At 67.6% G+C, this 24,589-nt stretch carries 15 protein-coding genes; 12 read left to right on the forward strand and 3 right to left on the reverse strand.

Going from position 1 to position 24,589, the window contains the following annotated elements; genetic code table 11:
- Positions 1-43 precede the first annotated feature (43 nt).
- Both A5750_RS02360 and A5750_RS02365 read left to right on the forward strand, forming a co-directional pair.
- Complete coding sequence (locus tag A5750_RS02360; RefSeq protein ID WP_066958633.1) at positions 44-2,428, forward strand: CoA transferase; 2,385 nt, start codon at positions 44-46, stop codon at positions 2,426-2,428.
- A gap of 17 nt (positions 2,429-2,445) precedes the next feature.
- The gene (locus A5750_RS02365) at positions 2,446-2,637 is read left to right on the forward strand and encodes a ferredoxin (protein WP_046185638.1); all 192 of its coding nucleotides are present in this window, start codon (positions 2,446-2,448) and stop codon (positions 2,635-2,637) included.
- Between the two features lie 60 nt (positions 2,638-2,697).
- On the opposite strand, the gene A5750_RS02370 is transcribed toward A5750_RS02365, so the two are convergent.
- Positions 2,698-3,936, reverse strand: coding sequence for a cytochrome P450 (locus A5750_RS02370; protein WP_066958631.1), 1,239 nt, complete (start codon positions 3,934-3,936; stop codon positions 2,698-2,700).
- A gap of 152 nt (positions 3,937-4,088) precedes the next feature.
- On the opposite strand from A5750_RS02370, the gene A5750_RS02375 reads away from it, so the two are divergent.
- The 6 genes from A5750_RS02375 to A5750_RS02400 all read left to right on the forward strand — a co-directional run bounded on the left by A5750_RS02375 (position 4,089) and on the right by A5750_RS02400 (position 8,865).
- A complete protein-coding gene (locus A5750_RS02375) occupies positions 4,089-5,222 on the forward strand; it encodes an aromatic ring-hydroxylating dioxygenase subunit alpha (protein WP_156664245.1) in 1,134 nt (377 codons plus the stop codon).
- A gap of 21 nt (positions 5,223-5,243) precedes the next feature.
- Positions 5,244-6,830 carry an AMP-binding protein gene (locus A5750_RS02380; RefSeq protein WP_066958627.1) on the forward strand — a complete coding sequence of 529 codons (1,587 nt, stop codon included), beginning with the start codon at positions 5,244-5,246 and terminating at the stop codon, positions 6,828-6,830.
- A gap of 95 nt (positions 6,831-6,925) precedes the next feature.
- Positions 6,926-7,351 (forward strand): nuclear transport factor 2 family protein, encoded by a 426-nt coding sequence (locus tag A5750_RS02385; RefSeq protein ID WP_067211385.1) that lies wholly within the window; start codon positions 6,926-6,928, stop codon positions 7,349-7,351.
- Between the two features lie 62 nt (positions 7,352-7,413).
- Positions 7,414-7,887, forward strand: a complete 474-nt coding sequence (locus A5750_RS02390) for a MaoC family dehydratase N-terminal domain-containing protein (protein WP_197505333.1) — start codon at positions 7,414-7,416, stop codon at positions 7,885-7,887.
- Entirely contained in the window at positions 7,884-8,339 is a 456-nt protein-coding gene (locus A5750_RS02395) for a MaoC family dehydratase (RefSeq protein ID WP_067260988.1), read from the forward strand. Before A5750_RS02390 ends, A5750_RS02395 begins: the two co-directional genes overlap by 4 nt.
- Positions 8,320-8,865, forward strand: coding sequence for a maleylpyruvate isomerase family mycothiol-dependent enzyme (locus A5750_RS02400; RefSeq protein ID WP_066958621.1), 546 nt, complete (start codon positions 8,320-8,322; stop codon positions 8,863-8,865). Before A5750_RS02395 ends, A5750_RS02400 begins: the two co-directional genes overlap by 20 nt.
- A gap of 153 nt (positions 8,866-9,018) precedes the next feature.
- Here A5750_RS02400 and A5750_RS02405 read toward each other — a convergent pair whose 3' ends face one another.
- On the reverse strand, positions 9,019-10,485 hold the full coding sequence (locus A5750_RS02405; protein WP_067260990.1) for an aldehyde dehydrogenase: 1,467 nt from the start codon (positions 10,483-10,485) through the stop codon (positions 9,019-9,021).
- Positions 10,486-10,576: 91 nt separating this feature from the next.
- Between A5750_RS02405 and A5750_RS02410 the strand changes: the two genes are divergently transcribed.
- Positions 10,577-11,938: a lipocalin-like domain-containing protein gene (locus tag A5750_RS02410; RefSeq protein ID WP_066958617.1), complete on the forward strand. Its 1,362-nt coding sequence runs from the start codon at positions 10,577-10,579 to the stop codon at positions 11,936-11,938.
- Here the strand turns inward: A5750_RS02410 and A5750_RS02415 are convergent.
- The gene (locus A5750_RS02415) at positions 11,921-13,072 is read right to left on the reverse strand and encodes an SRPBCC family protein (protein ID WP_067260992.1); all 1,152 of its coding nucleotides are present in this window, start codon (positions 13,070-13,072) and stop codon (positions 11,921-11,923) included. The genes A5750_RS02410 and A5750_RS02415 overlap by 18 nt on opposite strands.
- Before the next feature lie 40 nt (positions 13,073-13,112).
- Between A5750_RS02415 and A5750_RS02420 the strand changes: the two genes are divergently transcribed.
- From A5750_RS02420 to A5750_RS02430, 3 genes are all read left to right on the forward strand, one after another.
- Positions 13,113-14,015 (forward strand): MerR family transcriptional regulator, encoded by a 903-nt coding sequence (locus A5750_RS02420; RefSeq protein ID WP_066958613.1) that lies wholly within the window; start codon positions 13,113-13,115, stop codon positions 14,013-14,015.
- A gap of 60 nt (positions 14,016-14,075) precedes the next feature.
- The gene (locus A5750_RS02425) at positions 14,076-14,798 is read left to right on the forward strand and encodes a DUF1906 domain-containing protein (RefSeq protein ID WP_067260994.1); all 723 of its coding nucleotides are present in this window, start codon (positions 14,076-14,078) and stop codon (positions 14,796-14,798) included.
- A gap of 539 nt (positions 14,799-15,337) precedes the next feature.
- Complete coding sequence (locus A5750_RS02430; protein ID WP_067260996.1) at positions 15,338-24,583, forward strand: type I polyketide synthase; 9,246 nt, start codon at positions 15,338-15,340, stop codon at positions 24,581-24,583.
- Positions 24,584-24,589: the final 6 nt, after the last annotated feature.

A 24,589-nucleotide genomic window follows, 5' to 3' on the forward strand; every position in this document is an offset into this window, starting at 1 on the left:
AATAGCTTCTTCGATCGCGTGTCGATCGGGAGGGCGGGTGTAAGTGAGCGAGCGGTCCGACAGCCGGCCCACACCGCTGCACGACCTGCGTGTCGTCGAGATCAGTGACCGGATCGCCGGCAGTTATTGCGGCAAGCTGCTGGTCGATGCCGGGGCGCAGGTGTGCAAACTTGAACCGCCGCAGGGGGATTGGCTCCGCCGTTATTCGGCGACCGGATCGCCCGTGCCGGACGGAAAGAGCTCGCCGTTCTTCGCCTACCTCAATGCGGGCAAGCGCAGCATGACTTACCGGCCCGACGCCGGGCGCTTGTCCGCCGAGCTGTCCGCCGCGGACGTGGTGGTGGTGACTGCCGGCCGGGAGCAGGCCGCGGCGTTGGGTGTCGACCCGCAGCGGCTGCTGGCACAGTGTCCGCGCGCAATCATCGTCACGATCTCCGACTTCGGCTGGACGGGACCGTACGCCGATCGGGCAGCCAGCGAATTCACCCTGCAGGCGTGGGCGGGCTCGCCCGGCTTCCGGGGCGATCCCGCGGGGCCGCCCATCGCGATCGGCGGCGACCTGGGGGAGTACATGGGCGGCGTCTACGCCGCGTTCGGCGTACTGGCCGTGCGCCGCCGCGTCGAGCGTGGTGGCCCCGGTGAGCACCTCGATCTCTCCATGCTCGAGGCGTTGACCGCGATGCAGAGCAGCGAATGGCTGCATTCGCAGCTGCTTCGCGTGCCCCCGATCCGCCGCACGCTCGAAGTGCCGTCGATCGAGCCCGCCAAGGACGGCTACGTCGGGATCACGATGGTCACCGGCCAGCAATGGCTCGACTTCGTTGCCATGGTCGAATGCCCGCAGCTCGAAGAGATCGAACAGCTCCGCTTCCAGATCGGCAGGTGGGCCTATCGTGACCTGATCCGCGAACAGATCGGCCCATGGCTGGCCGAACGCACGGTCGAGGAAATCGTCGAGCTCGGCCAACTGTTTCGGCTCCCGATCGCGGCGCTGGGCAACGGCTCCACGATCCGGGAGATGGAATACGTGACCGAGCGCGGGGCATTCGTCCGCAACCCCGCGGGCTTCCACCAGCCCCGGCCACCCTGGTTGATGTCAGCGTGCGCGCCCGCCCCGCCGCGGGCGACGCCGGCCCTCGGCGAGGCCAATGACGAGATCCCTTGGTCCCGAAGGGAAGCCATGGAAGCCTCCGCCGCGGTCGGGCTGCCCCTGGCCGGTGTGCGCATCGTCGACCTGACCGCGTTCTGGGCCGGTCCTGCGGCCACCCACCTACTGGCCGCGTTCGGTGCCGACGTCATCAAGGTGGAGTCGATACAGCGACCGGACGGCATTCGATACTCGGGCGGCATGCGCACCGATGTCGACGATTGGTGGGAGTACGGCTGGGTTTTCCACGCCATGAACACCAACAAGCGTTCCGTCACACTGGATTTGGGCTCCGAAGACGGGCGCCGCCTGTTCAGCGAGCTGGCCGCCGGCGCTGACGTGGTGATCGAGAACTTCTCACCGCGGGTGATGGACCAGTTCGGCCTGACGGCCGATACGCTGCTGAACGTCAACCCCAGGCTCGTCGTCGCCCGGATGCCCGCGTTCGGGCTGGACGGACCGTGGCGGGACCGTGTCGGATTCGCCCCCACCATGGAGCAGATCGCCGGCCTGGCCTGGGTGACCGGATTGCCCGAGACCCCGCCGGTCACGCCGCGCGGGGCGTGCGATCCGCTGGCGGGTGTGCACGCGGCGTTCGCGGTGCTGGCCGCGCTGAATTTCGCCGAACGCACCGGCTCGGGGCAGCAACTCGAGCTGCCGATGCTCGAAACGGTGCTGAACGCTACCGCGATCCAGGCGATCGAATCCGAGGTCTTCGGGATAACGCTGACCCGGCGGGGCAACCGCGGTCACGGCGACGCGATCCAAAACATCTACCGGTGTGTGGGCGACGACGACTGGATCGCGGTCACCGTGCGCGACGACCGGCACTGGCGTGCCCTGGTCGAGGTGATGGATCGACCGGCGTGGTGCGACGAGGAGCTGTCCACCGTCGCCGGACGGCGACAGCGGGCCGACGACGTCGATCGCCGGCTGGCGGACTGGTTCGCGCGCCAACCCCTCGACTCGACGGTGGAGCAATTGGCGGCCGCCGGCATCCCCGCCGCACCGGTGGTGTCGCCGTCGTTGGTGATCGAGAACCCCCAACTGAGTCATCGGGGATTCTTGGAGACCCTGGACCACCCCAGCACCGGCGCCGGCCGCTATCCCTGCCCGCCGTTCGCCCAGCTGGCCGGCCAGGACAGGTGGCTGCTGCGGCCACCGCCGCGGCTGGGCGAGCACAATGAAGAGATACTGCGTGAGCGGTGCGGGCTGACCGAGGAAGAGCTGACACGCCTCGCAACCAGCGGGGTGATCGGGACCCGACCCAAGGGCCTGTGAGAAGTGGAGGGCATCTGATGCGCGTGACAGTTGACGAAAACCTTTGTGAGGCCAACGGCTTCTGCGAATCGCTGGCACCGGAAGTCTTCGAGCTGGGGGACGAGGACGTGGTGCAGATCGCGGACGGGCCCGTGCCGCCGCGGCTGGAGATCGACGTGCGCGCCGCGGTGGACCAATGCCCCAAGGCCGCGCTGCGACTGATCGACTGAGGGATCAGCGCCTGACGACGGCGAGCGCCGGGACGGCGCGAATAAGAAGTCGGGCAATCCTCATCTGCGTTCGCCCAGTGAGATCGACATTTCGTCGTAGATCGACATGTTCGTGGTCAGGTTCGGATAAGCCACTTTCGCCGGGCCGAGGGCGATGTTGTCGCAACGCAGCAACAGTTCATCGAACACCGCGCGCAGTTCCGCGCGCGCCAGCATGGCGCCCAGGCAGTGGTGGGGTCCGCCGCCACCGAAGGCCACCTGGGGGTTCGGCTGACGACCGATGTCGAAGGTGAACGGAGACGCGAAGACCTCCTCGTCGCGGTTGGCCGAACGCAGCATCGACACCACCCGCTCGCCCTTCGCGATGCGCTGGCCGTCCATCTCGACGTCGACCTTCGCGGTGCGCGTCCAGTACGCGACCGGTGAGGCCCAGCGCAACACTTCCTCGATGGCGCTGGGCCGCACTGCTTCCTGCTCGCGATAGCGCTCGATCTGCTCCGGGTTCGTCACGAACGCCTGCAGCCCGATGGCCAGCGCATTCTTGGTGGTGTCGCTGCCGGCGAACGCCAACACGAAGAAGAAAAATTCGAGTTCGTGCGGTGGCAAGCTGAAGTGATCACCGTCTTCGCCGGTGATCACCGCGGTCGCCAACGTGCTCCAGATGTCGTCGGTGGGATTGCGTCGTTTCTCCGCGGTGAGGTCCATTGCGTACCCGAAGATGTTGGCGTAGAGGTCGGTTTCGTCCTGCCGGCTCAGCTGCACCTCCGGCGAGTTGGCCTTCAAGATGCGGTCCAGGCCGTCGAAGATTCGGGGCCGGTCGTCCTCCGGTATGCCGATGATGTCGCCGATGACTGTCATCGGCAGGGCGTCGGCGACGTCCTCGATCCAATCGCCGCCGCCCTCGGCGAGCAGGCGGTCGATCATGCGCGCGGCCCTCGCCCGGATGCCGTCCTCGAGCTTGGCGATCGCCCGCGGATTGAACGCGTTCGAGATCAGCTTGCGGCGCTTGTTCAGCCCGGGCGGGTCCATGTTGATGATGGTGGGGTACGACGAGAACATCCCGACCGGCTGGATGAGCGGGCCGTCGACCGCGGTGAAGGACTCGACATCGCGATGCAGCCGGATTGCGTGCCGGTGCTTGGTGGCCACCCAGAACTGGCGCTGGACCGTCTTGGCTACGCCCGGGGTCAGGTCGTGGCGGAAAAGTGGCTGGCTGTGCCGCAACTCCGTGAACAATTCGTCGGGAAACCCATTGCGCCACAGGGAGAAATCGGAAAGATCCACTGCCGCCGCCGTCATCTGATACTCCGCTCTGCCCGGGCTCGTCTGGTGCCGCGTTGACGTTCAATGCTTAAAATAGTAAAAATAGACCTTGTCGTCGAACCGCGGTGAGTGAAGGGCGGCCAAATTGCGCTCCGCTCGCCTTGGTCTGGGCGGGATATGGAGAGTTCGTGACGCACACAATTTCTGACCCGGCGTCGGATTCGGCCGGGGATGGGGATCCATCGGAACGCGAGTTCGGGCAGTCGGGCATTGCGCTGTCGACCTATCGGTTCCCGACGGGCTGGTTCATCGTCGCGTTCGGCTCCGACCTGGCCGCCGGTGAGGTCAAGCGCCTGCACTACTTCGGTGAGGAGCTGGTGCTGTTCCGCACCGCTTCCGGCAAGGTCAACGTGCTGGACGCCTACTGCCAGCACCTCGGCGCCAATATGGGCGTCGGCGGTACCGTCGAAGACGAGAACATCGTCTGCCCCTGGCACGGCTGGCGGTGGCGCGGCGACGGCTCCAACGCGCTGATCCCGTACAGCAAGATCGGCTGCAAGAACAACGTCCGCATCCGCACCTATCCGTGCATGGAGTGGTACGGCTTCATCCTGGTCTGGCACGAACGCCACGGCCGGGCGCCGTACTGGCAGCCGCCGACGCTGCCCGAGCTGGAAACGGGCGAGTACTACCCGCTGCACCCGCACAGTCGGATGCTCAACCGGGTCAAGGTGCACGCGCAGATGATCATCGAGAATGCGGCCGACCCGTATCACGTGCAGTACGTGCACAAGGCCGCCAACCCCGCCAATACCGCCTCGTTCGAAGTGGCTGGCTATCACCTGCACGCCACCGTCAACGCCCACTTCGGTGGGGGCCGAGCAAAGACGTGGTTGACCCCCAACGGGCCGGTCGACGCCAAGATCATCTACGACAACTACTCGTTGGGGCTGGGGCTGGTCCGGTTTCCGAGTGACCTGGTGGCCACCATCGAGGTCACCGGGCAGACTCCGGTCGACGAGGACTACACCGATTACTTCTACACACAGGCGTCCGTCCGCGAGCCGGGCGACACCGGTGACGCGCCGACCGGTCGCGCGGCCAAATTCCTGGCGCTGCAGCAAGAGGTGATCAAGCAGGACTTCTTCACGTGGGAGAACATGAAGTACCTGGAGAAGCCGAACCTGGCTCCCGAAGAGGCGCACGACTATGCGGCCCTTCGCCGCTGGGCCCACCGCTTCTACCCGGGCCCGCAGCCGTCCCCGTCCGACTTCGGGTACACGGCCGACGGTAAGCCCGACCCGGCGGCCGCGAAAGCCTGAGCGAAAGCCCCTGGAAGCCCCATGAGTCCCGACCGGAGCGGACATCTCGGGCCCGCCGACTTCGGCGTCGAAAGTTTCACGGTCGCGGCCGTGCTCGATCGGCGGGCCGAGCAATATCCCGACCGGGTGATGATGTCGATCGCCGGCGTTGACGTGACCTTCGAGCAGATGCGGCAGCGCTCCGGCGCCGCCGCGAACATACTCACGGAGTTGGGCGTCGGCCGCGGCGATTGCGTGGCGTTGTTCACCGGAACCTGCCCGGAATGGGTCTACTTCTGGCTGGGGGCGGCGCGTATCGGCGCGGTCAGCGCCGCCGTCAATGCCGCGAACAAAGGGGACTTCCTGCTGCACGCCCTGCGGCTGTCGCAGGCCAAGGTGATTCTGGCCGACGTTGAGCGTCGGCCCCGGGTGGACGAGGTTGCCGGGGCGTTGGAGATCGCGCCGACCATTGTGCTGCAAGGTGATTCACTTGACGCGGAGTTGAGCCGAGGCGGCGCCCGTCCGGTCGCAGGCGTCGGGGCGGCGGCGGACGACGTGGGCTGTCTCTTCTACACGTCGGGCACCACCGGGTCGTCGAAAGCGGTTGCCACGACCTGGCCTTACCTGTTCACGGTCGCCGCGACGGTCGCGTCGGCCTGGGAATTGCGCGCGGGGGAAGTGCTGTGGACGGCGATGCCGCTGTTCCACCTGAGCGCGGCACCCAGCGTGCTCGCCCCGATGCTGCTCGGCGCGACGACTGTGCTGGCGCAAGCGTTTCACCCCGCCGAGGTGTGGGACGACATACGCGCCCGCGGTGCCGTCGGCTTCGCCGGCGCCGGCGCGATGGTGTCGATGTTGCATAACCTGCCCCCGGATCCGCGTGATGCCGAGCTGCCGCTGCGGTTCATCTCGGCGGCTCCGATCGACGCCAAGGCGTATCGCGACATCGAAAAGCGTTACGGCTGCCGCATCGTCACGATGTACGGGATGACCGAGGCGTTTCCGATCGCCGTCAAGGCCCTGGCCGACGAAGGGGTACCCGGAACATCGGGCCGGCCGAATCCGAATTTCGACGTGCGCATCGTCGACGAAGGCGGCGACCCGGTGCCCGCCGGCGCGGCCGGGGAAATCGCCTGCCGGCCCCGGTGCCGGCACGTGATGAGCGAAGGCTATGTCGCGCAAGGCATGCGGGTCATTCCACACCCGGAGTGGTTTCGCACGGGCGACGTCGGACGGCTCGACACGGACGGAAACCTGACATACGTCGACCGCAGGAAGGATTCGCTTCGCCGGCGCGGCGAAAACGTTTCCTCGGTCGAGGTGGAAACCGTGGTTGCGAGCCATCCCGCCGTGGCGGAAGCCGCCGCGGTCGGGGTGCCCAGCGATCTGGGCGAAGACGACATCCTGGTGGTCGTGACGTTACGACCTGGGGCCACAGTGAATTACGCCGAGCTGCTCGATTTCTGCTCGGCCCGGATGCCGTACTTCTGCGTGCCGCGATACGTGGAGACCGTGAGCGAGCTGCCGAAGACTGTCATCGGGCGGATACGTAAGGACTTGTTGCGCGAGCGGGGGGTGACTAGAGAGGCGTGGGATCGTGAAGCTCAGGGCTATATCGTTAGCCGGTAAGTTACGTTAATGTTACGTGCTAGTCGGCAAGTGACTTTACCGTTACATCCGTCCGCTCGTTGGCAGTCGTTTCCCGGGAGAGGCTGGAGACCGAAATGACCATGTCCTATCAGGAACAGCAAATGCTGCAGGCCGCCACGGGCCGCGCTGCCATCCTCAATCTGAACGCCCGGCACAACCGGGCGTACTCGGAGGGCGACCGCGAGCGCTGGATTGCCACGTTCCGCCACGCCGGCGCCACCTACCAACGTGATGGCGACACGTTCGACGATCTGCGTGCGGCGTTCGACGGCGGCGACGGACAACGGCTGGTAACGGTCGACCACGAGATCCGGGTCGACGGGGTCAACGCCGTCCAGCGTTGCGTCGTCTTGCTTTTCGCCAGCATGTACGGCGACACCACGCTGCGTGCCACGGGGATCTTCCGGGACACGTTGATCTATGAGCGTGGTGGCTGGTACTTCACTTCCCGTGCGCTGCAATGGGATTCGGTGCCCAGTCGGCACCCGCTCGTTATGTGAGCCGCGTGGACCCGGATCTCAGTTACCAGCTGGCCTTCGGCACCTATGAAGACGCGCTGCGCATGGTCGGCGCGACGAGCGAGCCGCGCACCGCGGCGACGGCGGTCAGCGGTGCGCGAATCCAGCTGTTCGCCGCGACGGTCCACGATGGCAATCGGTCCTACTGGGACGCCGAGTTCGCCCACCGGAAATGGGGAGGTCTGCTGGCGCCCCCGGCCTTGCTGATGGGGTGGCTGATCCCTCCGCCGTGGCAGCCACACGGCAGGCCGCCGACGGCATCGCTGGTGCTGCGAGTGCCGCTGCCGGGCACCACGTTCATCAACGCGGCCAACGATGTCGAGTTCCTGGTGCCCATCGTCGAGGGCGACGTCCTTACCGTCGTCGAGGAGCTGGTGTCGGTGTCGCCGGAGAAGCGGACCCGGCTGGGCGTGGGTCATTTCGTCGAGACGCTGGAGACCTACCGCCGCCAGGACGGAACGGTGGTCGCCACCTGCCGGAACACCTTGTTCCGCTTCACGCCCGGAGCATCCCCGTGACCGGCGACGGCCTGGACTTCGACGACATCACCGTTCCCGTCGACCTGCCCGAGGTGGTCGACCACATCAGCTACCAGCGAGTGGTGGAGAACGCGGGAGCGACGTGGGACTACTTCCCGGGCCACTTCGATCCCGAATATGCGCGGCGCCAGGGCAACCCGACGATCTACGTCAACACGATGCACCTCGCCGGCTTCGCCGACCGCATCGCGACCGATTGGGCGGGCCCGAGCAGCCGGGTGGTGCGGCGCTCCTTGCGGCTGGCGGGCTCGGTGTATGCCGGTGACACGATGATCGGCCGGGGACGCGCGGTGGCCAAGCGGCGCGACGCCTCGGTGGACCCGCCGCGCTGCCTCGTCGACATCGAGATCCAGGTGACCAATCAGCACGGCGCGCTGTGCTGTCCGGTCGAGCTCACCCTGCAGATGCCGCATGGCGCAACCGAGCGATGACGAAGTAGCCGCACTGCATCTCGCGGTGTGCCGACGGTTCGGCGAGGCCGTGTGGTCCGCCGATGGCAGATGGGATCGTCGCTCGCCGTGCGATCAATGGGATGCCCGGGCGGTGCTCGAGCACGTGATCGGTTTTCATGACGTACTCATCTTGCGCCCCTTGGGATTGAAGCCCGACCGGTCACGAGAGGACCCGCGGGCACGATGGCAAGTGACTTATGACTCGCTGACCGCGGCCTTCGAACCCGACAAGGCCACCCAACTCGATGCGTTCAAGCTGGTACCGAACCTCACGCGCGACGTTCTGGTGCACACATGGGACCTCGCCCGTGCGGTAGGGGCAGACGACCGGCTTGACGCCGCGTGGTGCCGGTTGTTTTACGACACCCTGCCCACGGACGCGCTCGCGTTGACTTCCTCGGGGATGTTCAATCCACCCGTCGCAGTACCGGACGAAAGAGATTCGCAGGGAAAGCTTCTCGCGCGGCTCGGGCGCGATCCTGCATGGCGGCCGGATATTTCATAGGGCGGTTCAGCGCCGGGTGCCGGGACGCGAGCCCGTGCCCGACCGTCCATCGGCAGAATTGCGATCCCGATATCGCCGGCGATATCCCAAATGGAAACCGGCTTATGGTCCCGCTCTCGGGACGGGCGTGGCCGATGCGATCACCTGCGGCGCCTACAGGGGCGGCAGCTGCCCTTTGCATACCAGCGTCTGCAGCTCGACGTACTCGTGGAGGCCCTCCGGGCCGAACTCGCGCCCGATGCCCGACTGCTTGAACCCACCGAACGGGGCGCCGATGTCAAGCGTGTACATGTTGATGCCGTAGGTGCCGGTGCGCACGCCCGCCGCGATTTCCAGGCCGTGTGTGATGTCGGAGGTCCACACCGAACCGGCCAGGCCGTAGTCGCTCTCGTTGGCGATTCGGATGGCGTCGTCCTCATCGCGGTAGCGCAGCACGGTCAGGACCGGACCGAAGATCTCCTCCCGGGCGATGCGCATGTCGTTGGTGGCGTCGGCGAACAGCGTTGGCTGCACATACCAGCCACGTGTTGACGGGCTGTCCTGGCCACCCAGGACGACGCGGGCGCCTTCGGCCTGGCCGGACTTGATGTAGTCCTGGACACGGCGTTGTTGTCGTTGCGCGACAAGGGGTCCGATGTCGGTGGCGTCGTCCGACGGGTCGCCGACGTTGAGGGCCGACATCATGTCGGCCAGCGCGTCGACGACCTCGTCGTGCCGCCGATCACTGACCAGGATGCGGGTCTGGGCGACGCACGCCTGGCCGTTGTTCATCAGGCCGGCTGTTTTCAATCCGGCGACGGTCTTGCCGATGTCGGCGTCGTCGAGAATGATCGCCGCGGACTTGCCGCCGAGTTCCAGGCTGACCCGCTTGAGCTGTTCACCGCACAGGGCCGCGATGCGGCGCCCGACGGCGCTGGAGCCGGTGAACGCGATCTTGTCCACCCCGGCATGGCGCACCAGCGCCTCACCGATCTCCGGTCCACCGGGCAACACCGAGACCACCCCGTCGGGCAGGTCCAGCTGCTCGATCATCTCCGCCAACCACAAAGCGTCCAAGGGGGTTTCGGGTGCGGGCTTGATGATGACCGTGCAGCCCGCGATCAGCGCGGGGATCAGCTTGGGCATGATCAGGAACTGTGGAACGTTCCACGGAACGATCGCGCCGACCACGCCGACCGGGGCCCTGCGCAGGTGCACTTCGCCGAGCACGCCCTGGCGCCGCTCCTCCCAGGGAAACTCGCGCGCGGCGGCCAGCGCCAGATGGATGAGCGACGCCGCGGCAGCCGCTTGGCCCATTCGGCTGAAACTGCGCGGCGAGCCCATCTCATCGGTGATCAGGTCGGCCATCTCTTCGATGTGGCCGGCGTAGATCGCGGCGAGCTGTTCGACCTTGGCCATCCGTTCGGCATGGGTCATCCGCGGCCACGGCCCGTGGTCGAAAGCGTGTCGCGCGGCGGCGACGGCGGCGTCCACGTCCTCGGGCCCGGCCAGCTGAACATGGCCGACCGGTTCTTCGGAGTGTGGGGAGATGACGGCGAGCTGTTGGGGGTTGGCGGGCTTGCGCCACTGACCCCCGATGAAGAGTTCGTCATAAGACCGGTGGCCAGAGTTTTCTGTCATCGGGCACTTCCTCGGGGGTTGGGCGCAGGTAGCCAGTGACCGGGATTTCTCTATTGACGCTAACATAGCGAAAAAAGCAGCGAGGGCCGATATGACCAGCGATTGGCGTAGTTATCCGTTCCAGTTGGTGCCCGGCGACAGCCAACTGGATTTCCCCTCAGCCGAGGGCGAACACCCGGATCAGGAGTCGGACACCTGGTTCATCGCCGGGCAGCTCGATGCCGCCGAGACCGACCGGTCGTTTGCCTTCCTGACCATCTTCAACAAGAACCGGCCCGGCGGCACCGTGGTCGCCGATTTCTACACGATGGCGCTCTTCGATCTGGACACCGGCGATTACGGCACCTTCACGGATTACGACATGCCGCCGGCGAACATGGAACCCGGGGCGCGGCGCAAGCTGACATTGGCCCCGGGTCATCTCGACATCCACTACTCCAGCGCGGCGGGCACCGCGTCGTGGACCACCTGCCGCGACGGCGACGGAGAGCTGCTGCCCTACACGTACCGCGTCAGCCTGGTCGGCGAGGACCAGTCGGGTCGGCCCATGCGGCTGGACCTGGCCGTAACACCAACGCGCGCACCGACACCGGTAGGTGCGTCGACCTACAACGGGAAGATCTGCTGCTTCGGCCAGACCGAAACCTACTCGTATTTCCAGACCGGCATGGCGATGACGGGCACCCTGCGCTGGGGAGACCTCGTCCAGCAGGTCTCCGGCAGCAGCGGACACATCGACCGGCAGTGGTTCCCGAAATACGCCGGCGGCGGGGGGACCGGGGGGGACCCCCGGGCAAGATCCCACGAGTGGCGCACCATCAACTTCGACAACGGCGTGGACCTGAGCATCTGGCGGCAGTTCGACCGCACCAATGGCAATGCGCTGCAGCCATTTACGGGTGTGACGACGAGCCATCCGGACCCGGGCATGCCGCCGGAGTGTGCCGAAGACGTCGAGGTGACGGTCAGCAGCTACGTGCGGTGGCCGGACGCGGTGCAACCATTGGTGCGGCCGCAGGCGGCCGCCCGCTACATGCCGGACCGGCACCGGATCACCTGCCGCACCATGCAACTCGACATCGTGGGGGAGCCGCTGGTGCCCGCCCCCGCGCACGGCCTGCCCATCGAATACATGGAGGGCCCGTACCGCTACCGCGGAACCCTCTGGGGCCAGCCAGTGACCGGCTTCGCGTTCAACGAGCGCTCGCTGGCCCTCTACCGGGACTGGGAGCTGGCCGAGGTGCTGGCCACCACCGTCGGGAACATGGAACCGGCCGACCGAGACCTACAGATGGCGGCGGGACTGCTCGTGCAGCTGCTGGCCCGCGGCCGCCGACGCGAAGCGGTCGGGCTGTTGACCACGGTGCGCCCCGCGCAAACCGACCCGCTGGCAACGCTGTTGGACGACCTCGTGGCGGTGCTGTCCGCCGACGCGTCAACCGAGAGCGGCTGACTCGCCAAGCGCCCGGGCCCAGGCGCTGTGGCGATGCTGCAGGCCGGGCTCGTTGCGGCCGAACAGCAGATGGTCGCGGGCACCGGACTCGAGGTTGGTCTGCAGGCGTTCGACCAACCGGTAGTCCTCGTCGCGCACCGTGGCGTGGGCGTAGTCGAACACGGCCTGCGCGCCGGCGGCGACCGATTCGTCGGAAATGTCCAGCGGTGTCGAGTTCTGGTGCACGGTGATCGATCTCCCGGGCCGGTCGGCGGGGTAGATCCGGAACAGCTCGCCGTTGGCGATAGTCACCGACAACACGATGTTGGGGAACAGTGCGTAGATCACCACCATGTTCTGGAACGGATCCCACCGTTCCTCGGGGACGTCGTCCAGTGCCAGGATCGTGTTGAGCGGGAAGATCAACCGGTGATGCGGGCCGAACGCGTCGAACACCGTGCAGTTGCTACGGGCGATGGTGGCAAACGTCTGCTGATGCACGGTGGCGAAATGGTAGTTCTCCGAGAAGGTGTCGACCGCGAGCTTCCAATTGATCGGGCAGTCGAGCACCTTCTCACCCAACGGCGCCCACCGCCCGATGCCCCACGAATCGAGCTCGTCGGCCAGGGGGCCCAGGTGTGCGGCGACATCCAGGCTGGCTCCGGGATCCAGTGCGACCCAGAGGAATCCGGCGAATTCGGCGGCCGGAAGTTCGGTCAGGCCGTCGGCCTTGACGGTCACGCCGCTAAACCCCTCACGGCCGGGCAGGCCGACCAACCGGCCGGTGTTGTCGTAGGTCCACGCGTGATACGGGCAGGTGAACCGCTTCGCGCTGCCGCAGCCGGTTGCGACCTGCGACTGGCGATGCAGGCAGACATTGTCGAACGCCTTGACCGATCCATCGGCCGTTCGGGTCAGCAGGATTGACCGGCCCATTACCGTCTTCGTGCAGTACGTGCCGGGGGCGGGCAGCTCCGAGACGTAGCCGACCAACTGGGGGCTGGCCAGGATCATGGCCCGGTCTCGCTCGTGGCGCTCGGCCGACGTATAGGACGTCGCCTCCACGCGGTGCTCGGCGGGGGCGAGATCGGTGGTCTTGTCGCGCGCCAACTTCAAGGCGCGGCGGGTGAGGTCGATCAGCTGCTCGCGTTCCATCCGCTCAGTACAGACCTTGCGACAGTTGTAAGGTCAAGGAGTGGCTGAGCAGTTGCTGATCGGCGACGTCACGGCCCTGACAGGGATCGCTTCCGGTCGCATCCGCCATTACGAGAAAATCGGTTTGCTGCGCGCCGAACATCTGTCCAACGGCTATCGGGTCTTCGACGTGGAACAGGTGCTCGACCTGCTGCGCATCGATCTGATGAGAAGTCTCGGCGTGAGCATCAACGACATCCAGCGCCTGATCGCGGGTGGGCGCACGACGCTGGCGGGTGTTCTCGACGAGCACCGAACGTTGCTGATGCGCCAGCGGGACCGGTTGGACGAGTTGATCGCGGCCATCGACCAATCCCGCGCGGCCACCGACTGCCCCGACTCCGACGTCAGCGAGGACATCCTGCGCCGGCTGGCGACCACCCACCGCGACAGCATCGGGGTAATGGGGCGGCTCACCGCGCCGCTGGCCGCGCCCATCGCCACCATGTATGCCGACCTGTTCGACGAATGGGACTTGCCGGTACCGGTCTTGTTCGGGCAGATGGTTCTACCGCCGGCGGCCAGCACCCTGCTGGCGCAATTGGCCGAGACGCCGGGGCGTCAAGTGCTGTTCGATCGGCTGCGCAAGCTCGCCGGCGACGTGATCGGGCTGGGCGACGACCGGGCGGCCGCAACGGAACTCGCTCAGAGCTGGATCGACCGGCAGCTCGCCGACCCGTTGCCCGACGACGTGGTCAACGTGCTTCGGGGGGTGCAGCCGTCGCTGGAACGTGACCCCGTGATCGTGCAGGGATTCCGTGCTTGGGCGGGATCGATCAACACGGCGGCCGCCCACTTCCTCGACGAGATCGCCCGTCAGGCCGCTCGCCGCGGCCTGGAGGCCGTGAGCGTCATCGTGCTGCCCGCTGCGGTGCGGACCCAAACCAAAAATCCGCCACTGTGATGCAGATGTGACCTGTGTGGTCCATGTGTCTGGTGGTGTTTCTGTCGTACCCTGGCGCTTGTGTCATCGGTTTCGCGACGCGACGTACTCAAATTGGCTGCGGCGGCCCCTGCCTTAATGGGGTTGGGCGTTGCCGGTGCGTCGCTGCGTCCGGCACCGGCATCGGCGTCACTGGGCACGCTGTTGGACTACGCGGCCGGGGTCATCCCAGCCAGCCAGATCAGGGCCGCCGGCGCCGTGGGCTCGATCAGGTACGTGTCGGACCGGCGCCCCGGCGGCAATTGGATGCTGGGCAAGCCGATCCAGGTTGCCGAGGCGCGTGACCTCGACAGCAATGGACTGAAGATCGTCTCGTGCTACCAGTACGGCAAGGGCAACACCGCCGATTGGCTCGGCGGAGCCAACGCCGGTCTCCAGCACGCGCAACGCGGAATGCAACTGCATGCCGCCGCGGGCGGGCCCGCCAGCGCGCCGATCTACGCCTCGATCGACGACGACCCGTCCTATGACCAGTACAAACAGCTGATAGCTCCCTATCTGCGGTCGTGGGAGTCGGTGATCGGTCATCAGCGCACAGGTGTGTACGCCAATTCGAAGACCATCGACTGGGCGCTGCACGACGGTTTGGGCTCTTATTTCTGGCAGCACAACTGGGGTTCACCCAAGGGGTTCGCCCACCCGGCCGCCCATTTGCACCAGGTCGAGATCGACAAACGCAGCGTCGGCGGGGTTGGCGTCGACGTCAACGAGATCCTCAAGCCGCAATTCGGGCAGTGGGCCTAGCCTCCCCGCACCCGCTCCGGCCATCGGCCGGCCGCGACTCTTAGAGATCCCAGCAAACACTCGTTCGCTCATTCTCCGGCGCGGCGGGTGCGAAGCGTGTCTCGACGACGCCGCGGAAGCGCGTCTGACGCGACTCCACGGCTCGAAATTTTTACATAACGATTACATAACAAAACTGCTTTGATCAGGGCAGTTATAGCTACTCGACCGTAACCACCTGCATGCAGCAGGTTTGTTCGCGGCGCCCGCGCCGCGGATTAAACCCGGTGTTATCCGCGACACGGTTACCCATGCGTAGAACTCATCAGTAACCGATCACGACACAAAACGGGGGTCCGTCCTTATGACACTCTTAGTACAGCCGATGCAGTCCGCCGCGCCGCTCAACCCGGGGGGTCCGCCGACAACGCACCAGCCAGACAGATTTTCGGTCGCGATTCGATGCGGAATCGACGGACTCCGTGAGTTCCTGTCCCCGTCGGACCGGCTGAACGCACTGATACGTAAGACGTACATGACGCATTGAGGGAGACACAGACGTGACGATCCACGAGCATGAGCGGGTGTCCGCTGGCCGCGATGGAAAAGGCCCCCACGCGGCAGCCGGTGACACCCACGCTCTGGTCGACCGACTGACGGCCGGCGAGCCGTACGCCGTTGCGTTCGGTGGCCAGGGCAGTGCCTGGCTGGAAACGCTCGAAGAACTCGTGTCGTCCGCCGGCGTCGAATCCGACCTGGCGACGCTGGCCGGTGAGGTCGAGCTGCTGCTCGAGCCGGTCGCCAAAGAGTTGGTGGTGGTACGGCCGATCGGGTTCGAGCCGCTCGCCTGGGTGCGCGCGTTGGCGGCCGAGGATCCAGTGCCCTCGGACAAGCACCTGACGTCCGCCGCGGTGTCCATCCCCGGCGTGCTGCTCACCCAGATCGCGGCCGTGCGTGCGCTGGCCCGTCAAGGCATGGACCTCAAAGCCACCCCGCCGGTGGCCGTCGCCGGGCATTCGCAGGGCGTGCTCGCGGTCGAGGCGCTCAAGGCCGGGGGCGCCCGCGACGCAGAGCTGCTGGCAATGGCCCAGCTCATCGGCGCGGCCGGGACGCTGGTCGCCCGCAGGCGCGGCATCTCCGTGCTCGGCGACCGCCCGCCCATGGTGTCGGTGACCAACGCCGACCCCGAGCGCATCAGCCGGCTGCTCGACGAGTTCGCGCAGGACGTCCGCACCGTGCTGCCGCCGGTGCTGTCCATCCGCAACGGCCGGCGCTCGGTCGTCATCACCGGCACCCCCGAACAGCTGTCCCGGTTCGAGCTCTACTGCCAGCAGATCTCGGAGAAGGAGGAGGCCGACCGCAAGAACAAGCTCCGCGGCGGGGACGTCTTCTCGCCGGTCTTCGATCCGGTGCAGGTGGAGGTCGGCTTCCACACGCCCCGGTTGGCCGACGGCATCGACATCGTCGGCGGCTGGGCCGAGAAGGTCGGGCTCGATGTCGCGCTGGCCCGTGAGCTGACCGAAGCCATCCTGGTGCGACGTGTCGACTGGGTCGAAGAGATCAGCCGGGTGCACGAGGCCGGTGCGCGCTGGATCCTCGACCTGGGACCCGGCGACATCCTGACCCGGCTGACCGCGCCGGTTATCCGGGGCCTGGGCGTCGGCATCGTGCCCGCCGCGACCCGCGGCGGGCAGCGCAACCTCTTCACCGTCGGGGCCGTCCCCGAGGTGGCGCGGGCGTGGTCGACCTACGCCCCCACCGTGGTTCGCCTTCCCGACGGCAGGGTCAAGCTCTCGACTAAGTTCACCCGGTTGACGGGACGCTCGCCGATCCTGCTGGCGGGCATGACCCCGACCACCGTCGACGCCAAGATCGTCGCCGCCGCGGCCAACGCCGGGCACTGGGCCGAGCTGGCCGGCGGCGGGCAGGTCACCGAGGAAATCTTCGCCGGTCGCGTCGATGAGCTCGCCACGCTGCTCGAGCCCGGCCGCACGTATCAGTTCAACGCGCTGTTCCTCGACCCGTATCTGTGGAAGCTGCAGGTCGGCGGGAAGCGGTTGGTGCAGAAGGCGCGTCAGTCCGGCGCGGCGATCGACGGTCTGGTGATCAGTGCCGGCATCCCGGATCTCGAGGATGCCGTCGAGCTGATCGAGGAATTGAACGACGTCGGCATCAGTCACGTCGTGTTCAAGCCCGGCACGGTCGAACAGATCCGCTCGGTCATCCGCATCGCGACCGAGGTACCCACCAAGCCGGTGATCATGCACATCGAGGGTGGTCGCGCCGGTGGCCACCATTCGTGGGAAGACCTCGACGATCTGCTGCTGGCAACGTATTCGGAGTTGCGGTCGCGCCCCAACATCACCGTCTGCGTGGGTGGTGGCATCGGCACGCCCGAGCGAGCGGCCGAGTACTTGTCCGGGCGGTGGGCGCAGGCCTACGGCTTCCCGCTGATGCCGATCGACGGCATCCTGGTCGGCACCGCGGCGATGGCGACCAAGGAGGCCACCACGTCGCCATCGGTCAAGCGGATGCTGGTCGAGACGCAAGGCACCCAACAGTGGGTCGGCGCCGGAAAAGCCGTGGGCGGCATGGCTTCCAGCCGCAGCCAGCTGGGTGCCGACATTCACGAGATCGACAACAGCGCTTCGCGGTGCGGCCGGCTGCTCGACGAGGTCGCCGGTGACGCCGAGGCCGTCGCCGAGCGTCGCGACGAGATCATCGCGGCGATGGCCAACACCGCCAAGCCGTACTTCGGTGACGTCGCCGACATGACGTACTTGCAGTGGTTGCGGCGCTACGTCGAGCTGACCATCGGTGAGGGCAACTCCACCGCCGACACCGCCGCACCGGGCAGCCCGTGGCTGGCCGACACCTGGCGTGACCGGTTCCAGCAGATGCTGCAGCGCGCCGAAGCCCGTTTGCACGCAAACGATTCCGGCCCGATCGAGACGCTGTTCGATGACCCTGCGCTGCTGGAAAGCCCCCAGCAGGCCATCGCCACGCTGCTTGCGGAATACCCCGACGCCGAGACCGTGCAGCTACACCCGGCCGACGTCCCATTCTTCGTCACCCTGTGCAAGATGCTGGGTAAGCCGGTCAACTTCGTGCCGGTCATCGACAAGGACGTGCGGCGCTGGTGGCGCAGCGACTCGCTGTGGCAGGCGCACGATGCCCGCTACGACGCCGACCAGGTGTGCATCATCCCGGGCACCGCGGCCGTAGCCGGCATCACCCGCATGGACGAGCCCGTAGGTGAACTGCTGGACCGCTTCGAGCAGACCGCTATTGACGAGGTGCTGTCCTCCGGTGGTCAGCCACGGGACGTCGCGTCGCGTCGGCTGGGTCGCCCGGACGTGACCGGGCCGCTCGCCGTCGTGCTCGACGCTCCCGACGTGCAGTGGGCCGGCCGCACCGCTATCAACCCGGTACACCGAATCGCCGACCCCGCCGACTGGCTCGTGCACGAAGGCTCTGAACGCCCCGAAAGCCGTCGCGCTACGCACTCGTTCACCGGGGCGCGGCTTGAGGTCGACGGCGACCGAGTGGTGCTGAGTGTCCCGGTGTCGGGCATCTGGATCGACATCCCGTTCACGTTGCCCCGCAACACGATTGACGGTGGCACCCCGGTGGTGTCCACCGAAGACGCCGCGACCGCCATGCGCGCGGTGCTGGCGATCGCCGCCGGAGTCGCCGGGCCGGAATTCCTGCCGGCCGTCGTCGACGGGACCGCCACGGTGGCGGTGGACTGGGACCCCGAGCGGGTCGCCGACCACACCGGAGTGACCGCCACCTTCGGGGAGCCGTTGGCGCCCGGTCTGACCACCGTGCCCGACGCGCTCGTCGGCCTGTGCTGGCCCGCGGTTTTCGCGGCGATCGGTTCGGCGGTCACCGACGCAGGCGTCCCCGTCGTGGAGGGCCTGCTGAGTCTGGTCCACCTCGACCACGCCGCTCACGTGGTCGGCGCGCTGCCCAAGGTTGCGGCCGAATTGACCGTCACCGCAACGGCTTCGCCGGCCATCGACACGGACATGGGCCGCGTCGTCCGCGTCTCGGTGACGATCGCGGACGCCAACGGCGCGACGATCGCCACACTCGATGAGCGGTTCGCGATCCTAGGCCGCACGGGTGCCGCCGAACTCACCGAGCCGGTGCGGGCCGGCGGCGCAGTGTCGGAGAACGCGACCGACACCCCGCGTCGCCGCCGCCGCGACGTTCGGTTGACCGCCCCAGTCGACATGCGGCCGTTCGCCGTGGTGTCCGGTGACCACAACCCGATCCACACCGACCGGGCCGCCGCCTTGCTCGCCGGCCTGGATTCGCCCATCGTGCACGGCATGTGGCTGTCGGCCGCCGCGCAGCACGCGGTGACCGCCACCGACGGCCAGGCGCGCCCCCCGGCCCGGCTGGTCGGCTGGACCGCGCGGTTCCTGGGCATGGTGCGCCCCGGCGATGAGGTCGACTTCCGCGTCGAGCGTGTCGGGATCGACCAGGGCGCAGAGGTTTTGGATGTCTCCGCCCGCATAGGGTCGGACCTGGTGATGTCGGCGACGGCCCGACTGGCCGCCCCGCACACGGTTTATGCCTTCCCCGGCCAGGGGATTCAGCACAAGGGCATGGGCATGGATGTGCGCGCCCGGTCCAAGGCCGCCCGCAAGGTGTGGGACAAAGCGGACAAGTTCACCCGCGACACGCTGGGCTTCTCGGTGCTGCACGTGGTGCGCGACAATCCGACCAGCATCATTGCCAGCGGCGTGCACTACAACCACCCCGAGGGGGTGCTGTACCTGACGCAGTTCACCCAGGTCGCGATGGCGACCGTTGCGGCGGCGCAGGTCGCCGAGATGCGTGAGCAGGGCGCGTTCGTCGAAGATGCCATTGCCTGCGGCCACTCCGTCGGGGAGTACACCGCGCTGGCCTGCGTCACGGGGATTTACGAGCTGGAAGCCTTGCTGGAGACGGTGTTCCACCGCGGCTCCAAGATGCACGACATCGTGCCGCGCGACGAGCTGGGCCGTTCCAACTACCGGCTGGCAGCGATCCGGCCGTCGCAGATCGACCTGCCGGACGACGAGGTGCCCGCGTTCGTCGCCGAAATCGCCGACCGCACCGGGGAATTCCTGGAGATCGTGAACTTCAACCTGCGCGGTTCGCAGTATGCGATCGCCGGCACGGTCCGCGGTCTGGAGGAGCTGGAAGCCGAGGTCGAGCGCCGTCGCGAGCTCACTGGAGGCAAGCGCTCGTTCATCCTGGTGCCCGGCATCGACGTGCCGTTCCACTCGCGGGTGTTGCGCGTCGGGGTGGCCGAATTCCGCCGCTCGCTGGAACGCGTCATGCCGCGGGACAAGAATCCCGACGTCATCATCGGGCGCTACATCCCCAACCTGGTGCCGCGTCCGTTCACCCTGGACCGTGATTTCATCCAGGAGATCCGTGACCTGGTGCCCGCCGAGCCGCTCGACGAGATCCTCGCCGACTACGACACCTGGCTCGCAGAGCGCCGAAACGACATGGCGCGCATCGTCTTGATCGAGCTGCTGGCATGGCAGTTCGCGAGCCCGGTGCGCTGGATCGAGACGCAGGACCTGCTGTTCACCGAAGAGGCCGCGGGCGGCCTGGGCGTGGAGCGGTTCGTCGAGATCGGCGTGAAGTCGGCGCCGACCGTCGCCGGACTGGCCACCAACACCCTCAAGCTGCCCGAATATGCCCACAGCACAGTCGAAGTGCTCAACGCCGAGCGCGACGCCGCGGTGCTGTTCGCCACTGACACCGACCCCGAGCCGGAGGTCGACGAGGCTGCGGAGCCAGCCGCCGAGTCGGTCGAGGGAGCTGCGCCCGTGGAGGCTTCCCCTGCGGCCCCTGCCACGGCTCCGTCCGGTGCTCCGAGACCCGACGACATCGGGTTCGACGCCGCCGACGCCACCCTGGCGTTGATCGCGCTGTCGGCCAAGATGCGCATCGACCAGATCGAGGAGCTGGACTCCATCGAGTCCATCACCGACGGTGCCTCCTCTCGGCGCAACCAGCTGCTGGTGGACCTCGGTTCGGAGCTGAACCTGGGCGCCATCGACGGTGCCGCCGAGGCCGACCTGGCCGGGCTGCGGTCGCAGGTGACCAAGCTGGCGCGCACCTACAAGCCCTTCGGCCCAGTGCTTTCCGACGCGATCAACGATCAGCTGCGTACGGTGCTGGGGCCCTCGGGCAAGCGGCCCGGCGCCATCGCCGAGCGGGTCAAGAAGACGTGGGAGCTCGGCGACGGTTGGGCCAAGCACGTCACGGTCGAAGTGGCGCTGGGAACCCGCGAGGGCACCAGCGTGCGCGGCGGCGCGATGGGCCACCTGCACGAGGGTGCGCTGGCCGACGCCGCCTCGGTCGACAAGGTCATCGACGCCGCCGTCACATCTGTCGCCGCGCGCCGCGGCGTCTCGGTGGCGCTCCCGTCGTCGGGCGGCGGCGGTGGGGCGACCGTTGACGCGGCCGCGTTGAGCGAATTCACCGATCAGATCACCGGTCGCGACGGGGTGCTTGCTTCGGCGGCCCGCCTGATCCTGGGCCAGCTGGGCCACGACGACCCGGTCAGCGCGGCACCGGCGGCCACCGACGCGGAGCTCATCGACCTGGTCACCGCCGAACTCGGCGCGGACTGGCCGCGTCTGGTGGCGCCGGCCTTCGACGCCAAGAAGGCCGTCGTGTTCGACGACCGATGGGCCAGCGCCCGGGAGGATCTGGTCAAGCTCTGGCTGACCGACGAGGGTGACATCGACGCCCAGTGGAAGAGCCTTTCCGAAAGGTTCGAGGGCGCAGGCCACGTCGTCGCAACCCAGGCCACCTGGTGGCAGGGCAAATCACTGGCCGCCGGTCGCCAGATTCACGCGTCGCTATACGGCCGCATCGCGGCGGGCGCCGAAAACCCCGATCCCGGTCCGTACAGCAGCGAAGTCGCCGTCGTGACAGGCGCTTCGAAGGGCTCGATCGCCGCGTCGGTCGTGGCGCGACTGCTCGACGGCGGAGCGACCGTCATCGCCACGACGTCCAAGCTCGACGATGAGCGGCTGGCGTTCTACCGCGGGCTGTATCGCGACCACGCCCGGTACGGTGCGGCGCTGTGGGTGGTGGCCGCCAACATGGCGTCCTACTCGGACATCGACGCGCTGGTGGAGTGGATCGGCACCGAGCAGACCGAAAGCCTTGGGCCGCAATCCATTCACATCAAGGACGCGCAGACCCCGACACTGCTGTTCCCGTTCGCGGCGCCTCGCGTCGCCGGGGACCTGTCGGAGGCCGGTTCGCGCTCCGAGATGGAGATGAAGGTTCTGCTCTGGGCCGTGCAGCGGTTGATCGGCGGACTGTCCAAGATCGGCGCCGAGCGCGACATCGCCTCGCGGCTGCACGTGGTGCTGCCCGGCTCGCCCAACCGCGGAATGTTCGGCGGGGACGGCGCCTATGGCGAGGCCAAGTCGGCGCTGGACGCGCTGGTGAGCCGCTGGCACGCCGAGTCCTCATGGGCCGCAAGGGTTAGCCTCGCCCACGCGCTGATCGGCTGGACCCGCGGCACCGGACTGATGGGCCACAACGACGCCATCGTCGAGGCCGTAGAGGAGGCCGGTGTCACCACCTACTCCACCGAGCAGATGGCGGCCATGCTGCTGGACCTCTGCGACGTCGAGTCCAAGGTGGCGGCGGCCGGTGCACCGATCAAGGCCGACCTGACCGGCGGCCTCGCCGAAGCCAACCTCGACATGGCCGAACTGGCCGCCAAGGCGCGCGAGCAGGCCACGTCGGGCGAGCAGGCCACGGACGACGCGGCGGCCGAGGGCACCATCGCCGCGCTGCCCTCGCCGCCGCGCGGCTTCACCCCCGCGCCGCCCCCGGAGTGGGACGACCTGGACGTCGACCCGGCCGACCTGGTGGTGATCGTCGGTGGCGCCGAGATCGGCCCGTACGGTTCGTCGCGCACCCGCTTCGAGATGGAGGTTGACAACGAACTGTCGGCCGCCGGCGTCCTGGAACTGGCCTGGACCACCGGACTGATCCGCTGGGAGGACGACCCCCAACCTGGTTGGTACGACACGGAATCCGGCGACCTGGTGGACGAAGCCGAGCTGGTCGAGCGCTACCACGACGCGGTGGTCGAGCGGGTGGGCATTCGAGAGTTCGTCGATGACGGCGCTATCGACCCCGATCACGCGTCGCCGTTGCTGGTGTCGGTGTTCCTGGACAAGGACTTCACCTTCGTCGTGTCGTCGGAGGCCGACGCTCGCGCGTTCGTCGAGTTCGATCCCGAGCACACGGTGGTGCGGCCGGTTCCCGATTCAAGCGACTGGCAGGTGACGCGCAAGGCTGGCACCGAGATTCGGGTGCCGCGCAAGACCAAGTTGTCGCGGGTCGTCGGCGCGCAGATCCCCAGCGGGTTCGATCCGACCGTGTACGGCATCAGCCAGGACATGGCCAGCTCCACCGACCGGGTGGCGCTGTGGAACATCGTCGCGACCGTGGACGCGTTCTTGTCTTCGGGATTCACCCCGACCGAGTTGATGCGGTGGGTGCACCCGGGCCTGGTGGCCAGCACGCAGGGCACCGGCATGGGCGGGATGACGTCGATGCAGACCATGTATCACGGCAACCTGCTCGGCCGGAACAAGCCGAACGACATCCTGCAGGAAGTCTTGCCGAACGTCGTTGCCGCGCATGTCATTCAGAGCTATGTCGGCAGCTACGGCGCGATGATTCACCCGGTCGGTGCGTGCGCCACCGCGGCGGTGTCGGTCGAGGAGGGCGTCGACAAGATCCGCCTCGGCAAGGCCGAACTGGTGGTGGCCGGTGGATTCGACGACCTGACGCTGGAAGCGATCATCGGCTTCGGTGACATGGCGGCCACGGCCGACACTTCCATGATGCGGGGCCGGGGCATTCACGACTCGAAGTTCTCCCGGCCCAACGACCGGCGCCGGCTCGGCTTCGTCGAGGCGCAGGGCGGCGGCACCATCCTGCTCGCGCGCGGCGACCTGGCCCTGAAGATGGGTCTGCCGGTGCTGGCCGTGGTGGCCTACGCGCAGTCGTTCGCCGACGGCGTGCACACCTCGATCCCGGCACCGGGACTGGGCGCGCTGGGCGCCGGTCGCGGCGGCAGGGACTCGGCGCTGGCGCGCTCGCTGGCCAAGCTCGGCGTCGGGGCCGACGACATCGCGGTGATCTCTAAGCACGACACGTCCACGCTGGCCAACGATCCCAACGAGACCGAGCTGCACGAGCGGCTGGCGGACTCGTTGGGCCGCTCCGAGGGTGCCCCGCTGTTCGTGGTGTCGCAGAAGAGCCTCACCGGCCACGCCAAGGGCGGTGCCGCGGTGTTCCAGATGATGGGCCTGTGCCAGATGCTGCGCGACGGGGTGATCCCGCCCAACCGCAGCCTGGATTGTGTCGACGACGAACTGGCCGGGTCGGCGCACTTCGTCTGGGTGCGCGAGACGCTGCGGCTGGGCGAGAAGTTCCCGCTCAAAGCGGGGATGGTGACCAGCCTCGGGTTCGGCCACGTGTCCGGACTCGTTGCGCTGGTGCACCCGCAGGCGTTCATCGCCTCGCTGGACGCCGATCAGCGCGCCGACTACCAGCGGCGTGCCGAGGCGCGGCTGCTGGCCGGTCAGCGCCGGTTGGCCTCGGCCATCGCCGGCGGCGCGCCGATGTACGAGCGGCCGTCGGGTCGTCGCTTCGACCATGACGCGCCGGAGAAGCGCCAGGAGGCGGCGATGCTGCTGAACCCCGCGTCGCGGCTGGGTGAGGGCGAGGCCTACGAGGTCTCGGCCGGATGACGTCGT

This window comes from Mycobacterium sp. 852002-51613_SCH5001154 (assembly GCF_001667425.1).
Taxonomy (GTDB): Bacteria; Actinomycetota; Actinomycetes; order Mycobacteriales; family Mycobacteriaceae; genus Mycobacterium.